The organism is Microbacterium sp. NPDC055521, assembly GCF_053619695.1.
In genome coordinates this window covers 79268-96241 of the sequence record NZ_JBSHJX010000011.1, presented here as the reverse complement: position 1 = coordinate 96241, position 16974 = coordinate 79268, and the positions used below count along the sequence as shown (strand labels likewise).

General features: G+C 71.0%; 16 protein-coding genes. 10 read left to right on the top strand and 6 right to left on the bottom strand.

What is annotated here, in order from left to right; translation table 11 throughout:
- Positions 1–144 precede the first annotated feature (144 nt).
- Positions 145–1593, bottom strand: coding sequence for an NAD(P)H-quinone dehydrogenase (locus ACWGSM_RS11415; RefSeq protein ID WP_452323037.1), 1449 nt, complete (start codon positions 1591–1593; stop codon positions 145–147).
- Between the two features lie 48 nt (positions 1594–1641).
- Here ACWGSM_RS11415 and ACWGSM_RS11410 point away from each other — a divergent pair, with 48 nt between their 5' ends.
- From ACWGSM_RS11410 to ACWGSM_RS11400, 3 genes are read left to right on the top strand one after another with little or no spacing between them, the layout of a single operon-like run.
- Positions 1642–2475 carry a purine-nucleoside phosphorylase gene (locus tag ACWGSM_RS11410; protein WP_452323036.1) on the top strand — a complete coding sequence of 278 codons (834 nt, stop codon included), beginning with the start codon at positions 1642–1644 and terminating at the stop codon, positions 2473–2475.
- Positions 2472–4136 carry a phospho-sugar mutase gene (locus ACWGSM_RS11405; RefSeq protein ID WP_452323035.1) on the top strand — a complete coding sequence of 555 codons (1665 nt, stop codon included), beginning with the start codon at positions 2472–2474 and terminating at the stop codon, positions 4134–4136. The genes ACWGSM_RS11410 and ACWGSM_RS11405 overlap by 4 nt, the downstream gene beginning before the upstream one ends.
- The gene (locus tag ACWGSM_RS11400; RefSeq protein WP_452323034.1) at positions 4133–4408 is read left to right on the top strand and encodes an HPr family phosphocarrier protein; all 276 of its coding nucleotides are present in this window, start codon (positions 4133–4135) and stop codon (positions 4406–4408) included. Before ACWGSM_RS11405 ends, ACWGSM_RS11400 begins: the two co-directional genes overlap by 4 nt.
- Here the strand turns inward: ACWGSM_RS11400 and ACWGSM_RS11395 are convergent.
- Positions 4395–6302, bottom strand: a complete 1908-nt coding sequence (locus tag ACWGSM_RS11395; protein WP_452323039.1) for a BglG family transcription antiterminator — start codon at positions 6300–6302, stop codon at positions 4395–4397. The genes ACWGSM_RS11400 and ACWGSM_RS11395 overlap by 14 nt on opposite strands.
- Before the next feature lie 152 nt (positions 6303–6454).
- Here ACWGSM_RS11395 and ACWGSM_RS11390 point away from each other — a divergent pair, with 152 nt between their 5' ends.
- The 6 genes from ACWGSM_RS11390 to ACWGSM_RS11365 all read left to right on the top strand — a co-directional run bounded on the left by ACWGSM_RS11390 (position 6455) and on the right by ACWGSM_RS11365 (position 12039).
- The gene (locus ACWGSM_RS11390) at positions 6455–6778 is read left to right on the top strand and encodes a PTS sugar transporter subunit IIB (protein WP_452323033.1); all 324 of its coding nucleotides are present in this window, start codon (positions 6455–6457) and stop codon (positions 6776–6778) included.
- Positions 6775–7053 (top strand): HPr family phosphocarrier protein, encoded by a 279-nt coding sequence (locus ACWGSM_RS11385; RefSeq protein WP_452323032.1) that lies wholly within the window; start codon positions 6775–6777, stop codon positions 7051–7053. Before ACWGSM_RS11390 ends, ACWGSM_RS11385 begins: the two co-directional genes overlap by 4 nt.
- A complete protein-coding gene (gene ptsP, locus ACWGSM_RS11380; protein WP_452323031.1) occupies positions 7050–8708 on the top strand; it encodes a phosphoenolpyruvate--protein phosphotransferase in 1659 nt (552 codons plus the stop codon). The genes ACWGSM_RS11385 and ptsP overlap by 4 nt, the downstream gene beginning before the upstream one ends.
- A 75-nt stretch (positions 8709–8783) precedes the next feature.
- Entirely contained in the window at positions 8784–10448 is a 1665-nt protein-coding gene (locus tag ACWGSM_RS11375) for a PTS mannitol transporter subunit IICB (protein WP_452323030.1), read from the top strand.
- Positions 10445–10879, top strand: coding sequence for a PTS sugar transporter subunit IIA (locus ACWGSM_RS11370; RefSeq protein ID WP_452323029.1), 435 nt, complete (start codon positions 10445–10447; stop codon positions 10877–10879). The genes ACWGSM_RS11375 and ACWGSM_RS11370 overlap by 4 nt, the downstream gene beginning before the upstream one ends.
- Complete coding sequence (locus ACWGSM_RS11365) at positions 10876–12039, top strand: mannitol-1-phosphate 5-dehydrogenase (protein ID WP_452323028.1); 1164 nt, start codon at positions 10876–10878, stop codon at positions 12037–12039. Before ACWGSM_RS11370 ends, ACWGSM_RS11365 begins: the two co-directional genes overlap by 4 nt.
- Before the next feature lie 16 nt (positions 12040–12055).
- On the opposite strand, the gene ACWGSM_RS11360 is transcribed toward ACWGSM_RS11365, so the two are convergent.
- Complete coding sequence (locus ACWGSM_RS11360; RefSeq protein WP_452323027.1) at positions 12056–12742, bottom strand: helix-turn-helix domain-containing protein; 687 nt, start codon at positions 12740–12742, stop codon at positions 12056–12058.
- Between the two features lie 119 nt (positions 12743–12861).
- On the opposite strand from ACWGSM_RS11360, the gene ACWGSM_RS11355 reads away from it, so the two are divergent.
- Positions 12862–14076, top strand: coding sequence for a globin domain-containing protein (locus ACWGSM_RS11355; protein WP_452323026.1), 1215 nt, complete (start codon positions 12862–12864; stop codon positions 14074–14076).
- A gap of 51 nt (positions 14077–14127) precedes the next feature.
- Here the strand turns inward: ACWGSM_RS11355 and ACWGSM_RS11350 are convergent, their stop codons facing one another.
- Genes ACWGSM_RS11350 through ACWGSM_RS11340 form a run of 3 tightly spaced genes read right to left on the bottom strand, consistent with a single transcriptional unit; the run spans position 14128 to position 16968 of the window.
- The gene (locus ACWGSM_RS11350) at positions 14128–15213 is read right to left on the bottom strand and encodes an adenosine deaminase (protein WP_452323025.1); all 1086 of its coding nucleotides are present in this window, start codon (positions 15211–15213) and stop codon (positions 14128–14130) included.
- Between the two features lie 16 nt (positions 15214–15229).
- Positions 15230–16573 carry a thymidine phosphorylase gene (locus ACWGSM_RS11345; RefSeq protein WP_452323024.1) on the bottom strand — a complete coding sequence of 448 codons (1344 nt, stop codon included), beginning with the start codon at positions 16571–16573 and terminating at the stop codon, positions 15230–15232.
- Positions 16570–16968 (bottom strand): cytidine deaminase, encoded by a 399-nt coding sequence (locus ACWGSM_RS11340; RefSeq protein ID WP_452323023.1) that lies wholly within the window; start codon positions 16966–16968, stop codon positions 16570–16572. The genes ACWGSM_RS11345 and ACWGSM_RS11340 overlap by 4 nt, the downstream gene beginning before the upstream one ends.
- Positions 16969–16974: the final 6 nt, after the last annotated feature.

Here is a 16974-nt window from a genome sequence, read left to right as displayed (position 1 = left end):
GGGGGCCGGCGTCTGGCGCCCCCCCCCCCCGGGGGGGCGGGGGCCCCCGGGCCCCCCGCCGCTCCCCACCTGCGCCCCCCCCCCGCCCCGCGGCCGGCCCCCCCCGATCGCGGGGCGCGCCTTCCGCGTCTGCGGCGTGCAGTGTCAGACGACGCCGACCGCGTGCATCGCACGGGTCGCGTCGGTGATGCTGGTGGTGAGCGACGGGTACGCGGCGAACACCCGCGCGACCTGGTCGACGGTGAGGCGCCGCTCGACCGCGATCGCGATCGGGTAGATCAGCTCGGATGCCCGCGGCGCGACGATCACGCCGCCGACCACCGTTCCCGAGCCCCGCAGTGCGATGATCTTCACGAAGCCGTCCTTGATGCCCAGCATCTTCGCGCGGGGGTTGGCCGCCAGCGGCAGCTTGTGCGCGATGCCGTCGCCCTGGCCGTTCGCGATGTCCTGCTCGGAGAGGCCGACCGTCGCGATCTCGGGTGCGGTGAAGATGTTGGCGGTGATCTTGCGCACCTCGAGGGGGATCACGATGTCGCCGAACGCGTGGAACACGGCGGTGCGCCCCTGCATCGAGGCGACGGATGCCAGCGGGAAGAAGTTCGTGCAGTCGCCGACGGCGTAGACGTTGGGCACCGATGTGCGCGCCACGCGGTTGACGCGCACGTGACCGGACTCGGTGAGCTCGATGCCCGCCTCCTCCAGGCCGATGCCGGCCGTGTTCGGGATCGACCCGACCGCCATCAGGCAGTGACTGCCCTCGACCGTGCGCCCGTCGGAGAGGGTGACCAGCACGCCGTCGTCCGTGCGCTTCACGCTGTCGGCGCGGGACTTGGAGAGCACCTGCATGCCGCCGCGCGTGAACACCTTCTCGAGCACCTTGGCGGCGTCCTCGTCCTCACCGGGCAGCACCTGGTCGCGACTCGAGATCAGCGTGACCTTCGCCCCGAGGTTCATGTACGCCGACGCGAACTCCGCACCGGTCACGCCCGAGCCCACGACGATCAGGTGCTCGGGCAGCGCCTTCATGTCGTACAGCTGGGTCCAGGTGAGGATGCGCTCGCCGTCGGGCTTCGCCGACGGCAGCTCGCGCGGCGAGGCGCCGACCGAGACGATGATGGTGTCCGCCTCGATGCGATCGAAGTCGGTGCCCCCGGGGCCCGTGGAGACCACGATGGCGTTCGGCCCCTCGAGTCGGCCGTGTCCGGAGAGGATGCGCACACCGGCCTCGAGCAGGGTCGTTCGCATGTCCTCGGACTGCTGACCTGCGAGGGCGAGCAGCCGCTTGTTGACGGCGGCGAGGTTGATGGCGATCTCGGGCTTGAGCGGCCGGTCGTCCGCGCCGCGCGCATAGAACTGCACGCCGAGGTCGGTCGCCCCGGCGATGGCGACCGCCGCGTCGGCGGTGGCGATGAGGCTCTTCGACGGCACCACGTCGGTGAGCACGGCCGACCCGCCCACGCCCACACGTTCGACGAGCGTGACATCCGCCCCCAGCTGCGCGGCGGCGATCGCCGCCTCGTACCCACCGGGACCGCCGCCGAGGACGGCGACGCTCTGCCTGTTCGCGAAGGAAGTCTGAGACATGAACTCCATTCTTCCGCAATCCTGGCCGCGGCCCCGCCACCTTCCTAGAGTGGAGGCATGCGTGACAACTCCGTGAACCCTCTGGACGACCCGACGGCCGATCCGTTCGCCGTCGCCGCCGCCGCGGCCGCCGACATCGCTCGCCTGACAGGGGTCGACCACCACGACATCGCCCTGACCCTCGGCTCGGGCTGGGGCAAGGCCGCCGAGCTGATCGGCGAGACCGTCGCCACCGTGCCGGCCACCGAGGTGACCGGCTTCTCGAAGCCAGCACTGGAAGGGCATGTGGGCACGCTGCGCAGCATCCGCACCCCCGGCGGCAGGAACGTGCTGGTGATCGGCGCCCGGACCCACTACTACGAAGACCACGGCGTGCGCCGGGTCGTGCACTCGGTGCGCACCGCGGCCGCCACGGGCGCTGCGATCATGGTGCTCACCAACGGCGCCGGCGGCATCCGCGAGACGTGGCAGCCCGGCCAGCCGGTGCTCATCAGCGATCACATCAACCTCACCGCCGACTCCCCGCTCGAGGGCGCCACCTTCGTCGACCTCACCGACCTGTACTCGAAGCGTCTGCGCGACATCGCCCGTACCGTCGACCCCACTCTCGACGAGGGCGTGTACACCCAGTTCCGCGGCCCGCACTACGAGACGCCCGCAGAGGTGCAGATGGCGAAGGCGATCGGCGGTCACATCGTCGGCATGTCCACCGCCCTCGAGGCGATCGCGGCCCGGGAGGCGGGAATGGAGATCCTCGGCCTCTCCCTCGTCACGAACCTCGCCGCCGGCATCCAGAAGACCCCGCTCAGCCACGAGGAGGTCATCGAGGCCGGTCGTGAGGCCGAGCCGGTGATCTCGGCGCTGCTGGCCCGAGTGATCGAGGCGCTGTGAGCGAGCGGCTGTCCCAGGCGCGCGCCTGGCTGCGACAGGATCCGGATGCCGAGACCCGTGACGAGCTCGCGGGAATCATCACCCGCGCCGCCGGCGGTGACGCCGCGGCTCTCGCCGACCTCGAGGACCGCTTCGGCCGACGCCTGGCCTTCGGCACCGCGGGCCTGCGCGGCGAGCTGGGTGCGGGCAGCAACCGCATGAACCGGGTGCTGGTGACCCAGGCGGCCGCCGGCTTCGCGGGCTACCTGCTGCAGCGCGCCACGACCCGCCCGACGGTGGTCATCGGCTACGACGGCCGGCGCAACTCCCGGCGCTTCGCGCTGGACTCCGCCGAGATCCTCGCCGGTGCGGGCCTGCGCGCGATTCTGCTGCCGCGGCTGCTGCCGACACCGGTGCTCGCGTTCGCCGTGCGTCATCTGCAGGCGGATGCGGGGATCATGGTCACGGCCAGCCACAACCCGCCGAACGACAACGGCTACAAGGTGTATCTCGGCGGCGACGACGGCGGTTCGCAGATCGTCGCTCCGGCGGATGCGCAGATCGCCGCGCACATCCAGCGCGTCGCCGACGCGGGCGATGTGGGACTGCTGCCGCGCTCGGATTCCTACCAGATCGCCGGTGAAGACGTCGTCGACGCGTACATCGCGGCGACCGCGGCGGTGGCCCCGGCGCCCTTCGGCGTGCAGGAGATGCGCTGGGTGTACACCGCCATGCACGGCGTGGGCTGGGAGACCTTCTCGCGCGTCGTCAAGGCGGCCGGCTACCCGGCACCGCGGATCGTCGACGCGCAGCGCGACGCCGACCCGACGTTCCCCACCGTCTCGTTCCCCAACCCCGAGGAGCCGGGCGCGATGGATCTCGCGGTCGCCCGAGCGCGGGAGGCCGATGCCGAGTTCATCATCGCGAACGATCCTGACGCCGATCGCCTCGCCGTCGCCATCCCGGATGCCGCAGCCGACGGCGGCTGGCGCCGCCTGACCGGGAACGAGGTCGGGCTGCTGCTCGGCTGGCGCGCGGCACGAGCCGCGCAGGGCACACCCGGGGCGTCGCTCGCCTGCTCGCTGGTCTCGTCCCCGGGACTGGGCGCGGTCGCCGAACGCTACGGGCTCGACTTCCACGAGACGCTCACCGGCTTCAAATGGATCTCTCGTGCGCCCGGCATGGTGTTCGGCTTCGAAGAGGCGCTGGGCTACCTGGTGAACCCCGACACCGTGCGCGACAAGGACGGCATCTCCGCCGCCGTCGCGCTGCTCGGACTCGCCGCCGAGGCGCGGGTGCGCGAGACCGGCATCGCCGGTCTGCTCGACGAGCTCGGCGCGGAGATCGGCCACTTCGCGAGCGGCCAGGTGTCGGTGCGCGTCGACGATCTGGCGCTGATCGGCGCGACGATGGCGTCGCTGCGTGCCCAGGCGCCCGCGGCGTTCGGCACCCGCACGATCGCATCGGTGGAGGATCTCGCCGCCGGCGACACGGGTGTGCCGGCCGGAGACGTGCTGCGCTACCGCCTCGACGACGGCTCACGCGTGATCGTGCGTCCGAGCGGCACCGAGCCGAAGCTGAAGGTGTACATCGACGCCCGCGGCGACTCCCCCGCCGCAGCTGCCCGGGCGGTGACCGAGCTCGACGCCGCCGTGCGGGACATGCTCGCGGAGCGGCAGTGACCCTGCTGCGACGACGCATGACGGTCCACGTGCACAACGGCGTGCACGCCCGGCCGGTCGCCGAGCTGGTGCGGCTGGCACAGGCGCACGGGTCGCCTGTGCGGGTGACGACGGATGCCGGCGACAGCGCCGACCTCTCCAGTGTGCTGGCGCTCATGGATCTCGCGATCGAGTCGGGGCACTCGGTGACCGTCGAGGTAGCCGACGCTCCGGGTGCCGCGGCACTGCTGGACGCGATCGCCGAGGTGCTCGCCCCGCTCAGCCGTCGATGACCGCGACCAGCTCGTCGAGGAACGCATCGAAATCCGCCGCCCGCCGCACGATCCGCTGAACGCTGTCGCGTTCGCTGAACACCTCCACGAGCTGCTCGAACACCGTCTGGAAGGCATCGCGGTCACTCTCGCTGAACGCGGCGAGCGCCACGACCTGCACACGCCCGCCGCCCCACGCCACCGACCCGTCGGCGATGCCGATCGCGATCGCCGTGCGGCTAGCGGTCATCTGCAGGGCGTGCGGAACCGCCAGCGCGTCGGTGAACGCGGTCGACGACATGCGTTCGCGCACGATCGTGTTCTCGACGTAGTCCTCGCCGATGAGCCCGGACGCGGTGAGCAGTCCGCCCAGATGGCGGATGATCCGCTCCTCTCCCGCGTCGGGCAGCGGCACGAGGAACGCCTCCGGAGAGAAGTACCGGCGCAGCTCGTCACGTAGCCGGCCGAGTCGGCGGGTGCGCCGGATGCGCGCGGCCGCCTGCTGGACCCGCTCGATGTCGGCCTCGCCGAGGAACGGCTGGATGCGCACGATGCGCTCATCCGAGCCCGAGACCGGCACCGTGCTCAGCACGAGGTCTGTGTCGAGTGCGGCCCACTCCGGGTCGACGCTGGTCTCGACTCTGGTGACCTCGATGAGTCGGCCGAGCGAGCGGTCGACGCTCGACCGGAGCAGCTCCTGCAGCTCCTGGTAGCCCGGGCAGATGATCGTGGCGGTGAGGATGGCATCCGCCGCCCTGCTGCGCTCCAGGCGCCCTCCGACGTGCATCGCGATGTACGCGATCTCATCCTCCTGCAGCGGAACCCCGAGCCGCTCGTGCAGTCCGCTGGCTATCGACACCGCGACCTCGAAGATCATCGGATACGACGACTTCAGCGACCGGGTGAGCGGATTGCGGGTCCACGCCTGCTCCTGCGAGCGGTGCAGCAGGTTCTGCACGTGCAGGCTGAGGCGCACGATGAAGGCGTCGTCGACGAGATCCACCTGGTAGTCGTGCGCGGCCTGCGCTATCTCGGCGCGCACCGCCCGCTCCACCTCGGCATCGGCGGCGCGGCGCGCGCGCGGCTGCGCGTGCTCTCCGGGGGTGACGACCCGGGTGAGTACGAGATCGGCGAGGTGCTCTCGATCGCCGTGGCCCAGCGCCACGCCGAAATGGCTCTCGGCGAGGCGCGCGATCGCACCGCCGACCATCGCGACGGCTTCGTCGATCGGCTCGACGCGCGAGGTCAGCGCACGCCCGCCCGCCACCCGCTCGGCGGCGATGGTGATGTGCAGCAGCACGTCGCTGATCGCCAGCTCGTTCACGTAGTACCCGAGTGCGCCCAGCTCGCGCACGAGCGCGGTCTTGAACGGCCCGACCGCCCGCGCCGGTACCGCCTCCGGTTCGAGCGCTCGCTGCAGCGCATCCGGTCGCAGCGGGCCTGCATCCATCTCATCCTGCGCGAGCCTGCTCAGCAGCCGGCGCAGCGCCTGCTCATCGCCACGCAGCCGCACCCGGTCACGGTCGCGCTCCAGGCGCACGCCGCCGCCCTCGAGCAGGGCACGCACGCGGCCGAGGTCGCTCTCGAGAGTGGTCTCGCTGATGTGCAGCGCGAGGGCGGTGTCATAGACGTCGACGCCGTCGACCTCGTCGATCAGGGTGCGGATCAGACGATGCAGTCGCGCACGCGGCGTGCCGGGATCGGCCTCGCCGACCAGGTCGATCGCTCGGGTAGCGGCGCGGTACCCGGCCGGCCCTGATTCCACGGCGTCGGCGGAGCGAGCGTTCAACGCCGCGACGTAGGAGCGGATGCTGCGGGGCGTGACCCCGAGCTGGTCGGCGAGGCTGGCCGCCGTCGCCCACCCGTCCTGTCTCAGGAGGATGCCGAGGAGCTGATTCTGACGCTGACGCGACATCGCTCCGCCTTCCTCGTCGATCACCCCGTGCGCTCCATGATGCCAGCCCCTCGCACGACGGGCGCGGAAGCCGATGTTCCGCCGGGGCGGAAGGAAGCCTGCTGGAGAGGCCGCGCGCGGGCGAGCCACACTGAACGAGGAAAGGGGGATCGATGCGGATTCTCGTGGTGTGCGGCGCCGGAGCGTCGAGCACGTTCGTCGCCCAGCGGCTCGCCCGTGCCGCCGACGGCGCGGGCCTCCCCTGGTCGGCTGAGGCCGGCACCGAGCGCACGGCGCTCACGGCTGCGGGAGTCGACCTGGTACTGGTCGGCCCGCACCTCGCCGAGCACGCGGATCGCATCCGCACCGCTCTCGCCGGCCGCTGCCGTGTCATCGCCCTGCCACCCGACGCATTCACCGACTTCGACGGCAGCCGCACGCTGCGTCTCGTCCGCGACGCCATGATCGCGCCGCACGACCGGAAGGAACACCCATGACCGTCTCCTCGCGCACCGTCCGCATCGGCTCCTCCCACGGCCTGCACGCCCGCCCCGCCAAGCTGTTCGCTCAGGCAGCCAAAGAGGCGGGCATCCCGGTGACCGTCGCGAAGGACTCCGGAAAGGCCGTCAACGCCGCGAGCATCCTCTCGGTCATCGCGCTCGGCATCGACTTCGGCGACCACGTGGTGCTCACCGCCGAGGGCGAGAACGCCGAGGCGGTTCTCGACCACCTCACCGAGCTGCTCACCACCGATCACGATGAGGCGTCATGAGCCTGCTGCGCGGAGTGGGCATCGGACAGGGCATCGCGGCCGGTCCCGTCGTGCGCATGGCCGAGGCGCTGCCGGCGCCCGAGAAGCAGAGCAGCGCGCGGGGGATCGACGAAGAGCGCGTCCGCGCCCGCGAGGCCGTGGCCCACGTCGCGGCCGAACTGCAGCAGCGGGCGGATGCCGCGGGCGGAGCAGCCCGGGATGTGCTCGAGGCCCAGGCGATGATCGCTGAGGACCCGAGCCTCGAGGAGGAGGTCGACGCCCGCCTCGACGAGGGCAGCACCGCCGAGTGGGCGGTGCACGACGCATTCGCCGGGTTCCGCGCGACCCTCGAGGCGGTCGGCGGCTATCTCGGCGAACGGGCCGCCGATCTCGACGACATCGCGCAGCGTGTGCTCGCCCGTCTGCGAGGCGTCGCGGCTCCCGGTGTGCCCGATCCCGGGCATCCGTTCGTGCTCGTCGCCCGAGACCTCGCGCCCGCCGACACCGCGCTGCTCGAGCTCGACCGAGTGCTCGCCCTCGTGACCAGTGACGGCGGCCCCACCTCGCACACCGCGATCCTCGCCCGCGAGAAGGGCATCGTCGCGGTCGTCGGTGCGGGCGGCGCCACCGCGCTCGGCGACGGGCAGACGGTGATCGTCGACGCCGCCGCCGGCACGATCGACGACGCGCCGGGGGCGGCTGAGCTCGCCGCCGTCGAAGAGCGCCTGGCCGCGCGCGCCGCGGAGGACGCCGCCCCTGTGTCGCCGGGCATGCTGGCCGACGGAACCCGGATCAGCCTGCTCGCCAACCTCGGCCGGCCCGCCGACGCGGCCGACGCCGTGGCACGCGGCGCCGAGGGCGTGGGACTGTTCCGCACCGAGTTCCTGTTCCTGTCTGCCTCGCAGGCGCCCACCATCGAACAGCAGCGTGCCGCGTACATCGAGCTGCTGCAGGCGTTCGAGGGGAAGAAGGTGGTCGTGCGGATGCTGGATGCGGGCGCCGACAAGCCACTCGCGTTCCTGAACGACGCGCACGAGGAGAACCCCGCTCTGGGCCTTCGCGGCCTGCGTGCGCTGCGCGCGAGCGAGGACATCCTGCGCGAGCAGCTCACCGCGCTCGCCGAGGCGGATGCCGCGACCGCGGCAGACCTGTGGGTGATGGCGCCGATGGTGACCACCGTCGAGGAGACCCGGTACTTCACCGCACTGGCGCGGGAGTTCGGTCTGAAGACGGCGGGGGTCATGGTCGAGGTGCCCGCCAGCGCGCTGCTCGCCGACCGCGTGCTCGCACACGCCGACTTCGCCTCGATCGGCACGAACGACCTCACCCAGTACACGATGGCCGCCGACCGCCTGCTCGGCTCGGTGGCCTCATTCCAGGATCCCTGGCATCCGGCGGTGCTGCGTCTCGTGCGCGAGGTCGGCGACGCCGGCGCGCGCACGGGCAAGCCGGTCGGCATCTGCGGCGAGGCTGCGGCCGACCCGCTGCTGGCCGTCGTGCTCGTCGGCCTCGGCGCGTCGAGCCTGTCGATGGCACCCGCGGCGCTCGCCGATGTGCGCCGATCCCTCGCGCAGCACGGACTCGCCGATGCCAGACGCATCGCCGCGGCCGCGCTCACCGCGGACGATGCCGCCGGGGCTCGCGAAGCCGCGCGCGCCGCGACCGCCCGGACCTGACACGCGGCCCCTACCCGATTCACCCGCATCACGACACAGCGTGCGCTCACCGCATCAGAACAGAAAGAGGACATCATGACGACGACGTCACCGACCAGGACCGGAGGAGCACGCGTCGCCGTGCAGCGCTTCGGCACATTCCTGTCCGGCATGATCATGCCGAACATCGCGGCGTTCATCGCCTGGGGCTTCATCACGATGCTCTTCATCCCCGCCGGATTCTTCGGCGCCGACAGCCCGTTCGGCTGGCACTGGTTCCCCGTCGCCGAGATCATCGGCGGCGGCGGTGACGCCGATGCCATCGGTTGGCGCGGTGCCATGACGGCTCTCAGCGAGGGCGATGCCGGCAACTTCGCCGCATACGTCGGTCTCGTCGGCCCGATGATCACCTACCTGCTGCCGCTGCTGATCGCCAACACCGGCGGTCGCATCGTCTACGGCGAGCGCGGCGGCGTCGTCGCCACGATCGCCACCATGGGCGTCATCGTCGGCACCGACATCCCGATGTTCCTCGGCGCGATGATCATGGGCCCGATCGCCGGCTGGGTCACCAAGCAGATGGACAAGCTGTGGGACGGCAAGATCAAGCCCGGTTTCGAGATGCTGGTGAACAACTTCTCAGCCGGCATCCTCGGCATGATCCTCGCGATCGTCGGATTCTTCGCCTTCGGTCCGATCATGCTCGGCATCAGCGCGGTGCTGGGCGGCGCCGTCGGCTGGCTGGTGTCGATGCAGCTGCTGCCGGTCGTGTCGATCATCGTCGAGCCGGCGAAGGTGCTGTTCCTGAACAACGCCATCAACCACGGCGTGTTCACACCGCTGGGCATCGAGCAGGCCAGCGAGGTGGGCAAGTCGATCCTGTTCCTCATCGAGGCCAACCCCGGCCCGGGACTCGGGCTGCTGCTGGGCTTCACCTTCTTCGGCATCGGCGCGGCGAAGGCATCGGCCCCCGGAGCGATCATCATCCAGTTCTTCGGCGGCATCCACGAGATCTACTTCCCGTACGCACTGAGCAAGCCGATGACGATCCTCGCCCTGATCGCCGGCGGCGCCGCGGGTGTCACGACCAATATGATCCTCGGCGGAGGACTGGGCTTCCCCGCCGCACCCGGCAGCATCATCGCCGTGACCGCTGCCGCCATCGGCTCGGGCGTCGGCAACCTGATGGTCGTCTACCTGTCGGTGATCATCGCCGCGACCGTGACGTTCCTGATCACCGGGGTGATCCTGCGGGCCTCCCGCAAGCGTGACCTGCTCGCCGAGGCGGACGCCTTCGGCGCGGCGATCGCGCAGACCGAGGCCAACAAGGGCAAGAAGTCGGCCGCCATGGACACTCTGCGCGTCAGCAGCGACAGCGCGACCGTCGCCCAGGCCGACGAGATGGTCGACAAGCACGAGACCCAGGCAGAGACGGCCGGACTCGCCGACGGCGGCATCGTCAGCACGAAGCCGGTCCAGTCGATCGTGTTCGCCTGCGACGCCGGCATGGGCTCGTCGGCGATGGGCGCAAGCGTGCTGCGCAACAAGATCAAGAAGGCGGGTCTCGAGGGCATCACCGTCACCAATGCGGCGATCGCGAATCTCGACGGCGCCGCCGACCTGATCATCACCCAGCAGCAGCTGACGGACCGCGCACGAGCGAAGTCGCCGGATTCGATCCACGTCTCGGTCGACAACTTCATGAACTCGCCGAAGTACGACGAGGTCGTCGAGATGGTCCGCAATCAGGAGGAAGAATGAGCGTTCTCACACCCGACCGCGTGCGCATCCATCCCGGAGGCGCCACACGCGACGAGGCCCTGAAGGAGGCGGCCGACGTGCTCATCGCCGCGGGCGCCGTCACCGCCGATTATCTGCAGGCGATGCACGAGCGTGAGAAGGCGGTGTCGACGTTCATGGGCAACGGCCTGGCGATCCCGCACGGCACCAACGACGCGAAGGATGCCGTGCTCGGCTCGGCGCTCAGCGTCGTGCGCTACGACGGGGGCGTCGACTGGGACGGCGAACGCGCCACCTTCGTGATCGGCATCGCCGGGAAGGACGGCGAGCACCTCGACATCCTGTCCCAGATCGCGATCCTGTTCTCGGAGGAGGACGACGTGGCCCGGCTCAACGCGGCAGCCGATCCTGACGAGCTGTACGCGCTGCTCGCGGCGGTGAACGAGGCATGAAGGCCGTCCACTTCGGCGCCGGCAACATCGGCCGCGGGTTCGTCGGGCTGCTGCTGCATCAGGGCGGCTACAACGTGGTGTTCTCCGACGTCGCCGCACCGCTCGTCGACGCGATCAACGCCGTCGACAGCTACACGGTGCACGAAGTGGGCGAGGGAGGTGCCGACACTGTCGTGACCGGTTTCCGCGCTGTAAACAGCGCCGCCGATCCCGAGAGCCTGGTGGCGGAGATCACCGACGCCGATGTGGTGACCACTGCGGTCGGCCCGAGCATCCTGAAGTTCGTCGCGACGCCGATCCTGGAGGCGCTGCGGCGGCGGAGTCCCGCCGCAGCGCCGCTGCAGGTGATGGCGTGCGAGAACGCCATCGGCGCCACCGATCTGCTCCGCGAGGAGATCGTCGAGCGGGCAGGCTCGGAGTGGGAGGTGCTCGCCGGGCGTGCGGTGTTCGCCAACACCGCCGTCGACCGGATCGTGCCTGGGCAGCCTGCCGTCGGCGGCGTGGACGTCACCGTCGAGCCGTTCTACGAGTGGGCGATCGAGCGCGGCCCGTTCGGCGGCAGCCTGCCGCACATCCCGGGCGCGCACTTCGTCGACGACCTCGCGCCGTACATCGAGCGCAAGCTGTTCACGGTGAACACCGGTCATGCCGCGACGGCCTACCTGGGAGCGCAGGCGGGTGTAGAGCGCATCTCCGACGCTCTGGCCGACCCGGGCATCGCCGCGAAGGTGGCGGCGGCGCTCGAGGAGACCTCGGCGGTGCTGTCGGCCAAGCACGGTCTCGACCCGTGCGACCTGGCCGAGTATCGGGCGACGATCCTGCGCCGCTTCGCGAACCCGGCTCTGCCGGACACGGTGTGGCGGGTGGGGCGGCAGCCGCTGCGCAAGCTGTCCCGGCGAGAGCGCTTCATCGGCCCCGCCGCCGAGGCCGCCGAGGCCGGGCTCAGCACCGACGCGCTGCTCGTGGCGGTCGCCGCGGCGCTCGAGTTCGACGACCCGGCAGACGAGCAGTCGGTGCAGCTGCAGCGTCGGCTGCGCACCGACGACCCCGCGGTCCTTGCAGCGGAGGTGACCGGGCTCGAGGCGTCGCATCCGCTGCTCCCTGCGGTCCGGGACGTGTTCGCCAGGCGGGCTGCCGGCATCGAGGGCACCGGCGGCTGATCTCGGATCATGCCCCTCACGCGCCGGAGGCGCATCCTCGTCCGGGTCCTGGGGGCGGAGGTGCGCTGACCGGATCGGATGCGGTTCGCCCGCGGTGCAGCAGGAGGGCACAGGTGTCGGCGGTGACGAACGGCTCGAGTCGCTCGACCTCGAGCGGACCGTCGACCTGGGCGAGCGTGTCGCGCACCAGGCGGGCGTGGGCGCCGCAGACCGTCGCCTGGTCCTGGGCGATCATCCCCCGGTAGCGACACGGCATCATCTCGAAGCGCAGTGCCGACTCGTCGAGGACGGGACTGAGGCCGGCATCGTCGAGGTGCTCGTAAAGCACGTCCAGCTGCGTTTCCGCGTCGGTGTCGCCCCTCAGGTCGGCATCCGCGGGCGTCGGAGGTATCACCGCGCGCAGCAGCGCACCGCGCCGCCGGGCACCGTCGACACGACGCCGCGCCGCGGGATTCGAATCCGCCTCGCGCACCGGGTGGTACGCGATCGGCGGTCGGCCCCTGCTGCCCACATGCAGTCGCTCCTCGCGCACCAGGCCCTCCTGCACGAGCACGCGCAGGTGATCCCTGGCGGTGTTGAGCGGCATCCCGCACCGCTCAGCGAGTTCCGCCACGCGCATGCCGGGATGGCTCTGCACGGCGCGCAGCAGCCGCAGCCGACTCGGCTGCGTCAGACCGCGGTAGTCGTCGACCCGGCGTGGCACCCCTTCACGCTACGCCGGCTCGGGCGGCGGCGCACCGAATAGAACCGGTGAAAACCGCATCCCTCCAGCAGCACCCGCACGCAGACTCGAGGGGACGCAGACCCCACGAAAGGAACGTCATGAAGCTCTCGCCCGAGTCCGAAGCAGTCGTCGCGGCCACGGCCGGCGTCGTCGCCGAGCACGCCGAGCAGATCACGAAGGTGTTCTACCCCGCCATGTTCGCCGCGCACCCCGAACTGCTGCGGGTGTTCAACCGCGCCAACCAGGCGATCGGCGAGCAGCCGAAGGCGCTCGCCGCCTCGGTGGTCGCCTTCGCCGTGCAGCTGATCGATCCGCACGCCCCCGACTTCACTCCGGTGATGCGCCGGATCGCCCACAAGCACGTCTCGCTGGGGATCCGGGCCGGCGAGTACACCATCGTCGGCCGTCATCTGCTCGACGCGGTGGACACCGTGCTCGGCGACGCGGTCACCCCCGCGGTGCGGTCGGCGTGGGACGAGGTGTACTGGCTGTTCGCCACCGCGCTGATCGCCGAGGAGGCGCGCCTGTACGCCGAATCGGGCACCGACCCCGAGAACCCGTGGCGCGACTACCGGGTGGTGGAGCGCTTCGAGGAGTCGGACGACATCTTCTCGCTGCTGCTCGCACCGGTCGACGGACTCATCCCCTCGCACCGCACCGGGCAGTACGTGGCGATCGCCGTGGATCTGCCCGACGGCAGCCGGCAGCCGCGTCAGTACACGATCTCGTCCGGCCCGCGCGGCGACTCCATTCGGGTGACGATCAAGCGGGTGCGCGGAGTGGGCGGAGCGCCCGACGGGCAGGTCTCGACGTGGCTGTGGCAGCACGCGCAGCCCGGCACCGTGCTCGACGTCTCGCAGCCCGCCGGCGACGTCGTGCTCGACGACGAGGATCACCCTCTCGTGCTCGTCTCGGCGGGCATCGGCATCACGCCCGTCGCCGCCATCATGGAGGACCTCTCCCGCCGCCAGCCTGCGCGCACCGTGCGGCTGTTCCACGCCGACCGCGCACACGACACGCATGCGCTGTACTCGTCGCTGCGCCGCCAGGTGCTGGCGATGCCGGATGCACGGGCGCAGAACTGGTATGAGCAGGATGCCGTCGGCGCGCCGACCCTGCACCCGGCGCGCGAGGGATTCATGGACCTCAGCGAGGTCGAGCTGCCCGAGCACGCCTCGGTGTTCATGTGCGGACCGCTGCCGTTCATGCAGGCCATGCGCCGCACCCTTATCGGGCGCGGTGTGCCGGCCGACCGCATCCACTACGAGGTGTTCGGCCCCGACCTTTGGGCGCAGAACCCCGAAGCCGCATGAGCACCCGGGTGCCGACGCGTCACCGAGGGTGACGGTGGTTCGCCGGGGGCTTCAGCGCTCGAAGCCCTCGGCGATCATCTCGACGAGCTCCTCGCGCTCTTCGACCGGCAGGAACGCAGCGGACGCGGCGTTGAACTGGAACGCCTCGAGGTCGTCGAGGTCGTACCCGAAGGCGTCGACCAGCAGCGAGAGCTCGCGCGTCAACGACGTGCCGCTCATGGTGCGGTTGTCGACGTTCACGGTGACCGAGAAGCCGAGCTGGTAGAGCAGGTCGAACGGGTGATCGGCGAGCTCCTCGCCCCACTGCGCGATCGCGCCCGTCTGCAGGTTCGACGACGGCGAGAGCTCGAGCGGGATCTCGCGATCGCGCACCCACCGTGCCAGGTCGCCGAACTGCACCTGCACCTCGTCGCCTTCGCGTTCGATGATCTGCAGGTCCTCGGCGATGCGCACGCCGTGCCCGAGGCGCAGCGCGCGTCCGTCGATCAGGGCGGAGCGGATGGATGCCGGTCCCGCAGCCTCTCCGGCGTGCACTGTGACGGGCAGGAACTCCGCGGCGAGGTAGTCGAAGGCGGCACGGTGCTCCGACGCGGGGAAGCCGTCCTCCGGCCCGGCGATGTCGAAACCGACGACGCCGTTCTCGCGATGGCGCACCGCGAGTTCGGCGATCTCCCGCACACGCGATCCCTGACGCATGGCGGAGACGATCTGCCCGACCCGGATGCTGTGGCCGGCGGCATCCGCCTCGTCCTCGCCCTCCTCGATGCCGCGCTGCACGGCGCGCACCGCATCGTCGAGACTGAGCCCGCCCGCGAGGTGCTGCTCGGGCGCCCAGCGCACCTCGCCGTAGATGACGCCGTCCGCCGCCAGGTCGGCGACGAACTCACGGGCGATGCGCGTGAGCGCCCGATCGGACTGCATGACCGCGGTCACCAGGTCGAACGTCTTCAGATACTCCACCAGGGAACCGGCATCGCTCTGCTGCGCGATCCAGCGGCTCAGCCCCTTCGGATCCTGCGCCGGTGCCTCGATGCCGCTCGCATCGGCGAGCTCGAGGATCGTCGCGGGGCGCACGCCGCCGTCGAGGTGATCGTGCAGCGAGATCTTGGGCAGAGCGCGCAGCTCGTCGATCTTCATGGTGGTCCTCCGGTTCTCAGGCGGTGATGCGCTCGCGCACGATGGGCTGTGCGGCGGGGGCTGCCGCTTGGTCGCCGATCTCGTAGGCGCCGTCCAGCGCGTCGAGAGCGCGGGCGAAGCGCCCCTCGTCCTCGGCCGACAGCGTGAACAGCGGCTGCCCGGCGGTGACCTTCTCGCCGGGCTTGACGGCGAGATCGATGCCGGCGGCGAAGATCACCGGGTCCTCGGCGCGCGCGCGGCCGGCGCCGAGGCGCCACGCCGCGATGCCGAACGGCAGCGCGTCCATCCGGGTCACGACGCCGTCACGGTCGGCGGTGACGACGTGCGTCTCGCGCGCGGTCGGCAGCGGGGCATCCGGATCGCCGTCCTGGGCGCGGATCATCGCCTTCCAGCTGTCCATCGCACGGCCGTCGTCGAGGGCGGCCGCGACATCGGCATCCGGCTGCCCCGCGAGCGAGAGCATCTCGCGGGCGAGGGCGAGGGTCAGCTCGCGCACGTCGGCAGGGCCGCCGCCGGCGAGGATCTCGACCGACTCGCGCACCTCGTTCGCGTTGCCGATCGCGCGTCCGAGCGGAACGTTCATGTCGGTCAGCAGCGCCGTGGTCGCCACGCCCGAGTCGGTGCCGAGCTCGACCATCGTGCGGGCCAGCTCACGCGCACGATCGATGTCCGGCATGAACGCGCCGTTGCCGAACTTCACGTCCAGCACGAGAGCGTCGGTGCCCTCGGCGATCTTCTTCGACATGATGCTCGACGCGATCAGCGGGATCGCCTCGACCGTGCCGGTGACGTCGCGCAGGGCGTAGAGCTTCTTGTCGGCGGGCGCGAGACCCGAGCCGGCGGCGCAGATCACGGCTCCGACATCGCTCTGCATCTGCGCGAACATCTCGTCGTTGCTGAGCGCTGCCCGCCACCCCGGGATGGATTCGAGCTTGTCCAGCGTGCCGCCGGTGTGGCCGAGGCCGCGGCCGCTGAGCTGGGGAACCGCGACGCCGAACACGGCCACGAGCGGGGCCAGGGGCAGGGTGATCTTGTCGCCCACGCCGCCGGTCGAGTGCTTGTCGACCGTGCGCTTGCCGAGGCTGGCGAAGCTCATCCGCTCCCCCGACGCGATCATCGCGTCGGTGAGCACCCGGATCTCGTCGCGCTGCATGCCGCGTTGGAAGATCGCCATCGCGAACGAGGCCATCTGCGCATCGGAGACGTAGCCGCGGGTGTATGCGTCGACCATCCAGCGCAGCGCATTCTCGGGCACCGGGCCGCCGTCGCGCTTGATGCGGATGACATCGATCGCGTCGAACGGTTCGCTGCCTCCGCCGCTGGGTCCCTGCGGCCTGTCCTGAGCCTGTCGAAGGGTCATCGGGCATCCTCCAGATCGCGCGGGCCGAAGGCGTCGGGCAGCACCTCGTCGATGGTGCGGATGCCCGAGACCGTCTCGAGCAGCATCTCCGGGCTGGAGTGCTCGAAGAGCAGCTGACGGCAGCGGCCGCACGGCATGATCGTCTGCCCGTCGTTGTTCACGCACACGAAGGCGACCAGCCGACCACCGCCGGACATGTGCAGGTCGCCGACGAGAGCGCACTCCGCGCACAGGCCGACGCCGTACGACGCGTTCTCGACGTTGCATCCGGCGACGATGCGTCCGTCGTCGACGAGGGCGGCCGCCCCCACTCTGTACCGCGAGTACGGTGCGTAGGCCTTCTGCATCGCCTCGGTGGCGACCTGTCTCAGCTCGTCCCAATCCATGTCGGTCACGTGTTC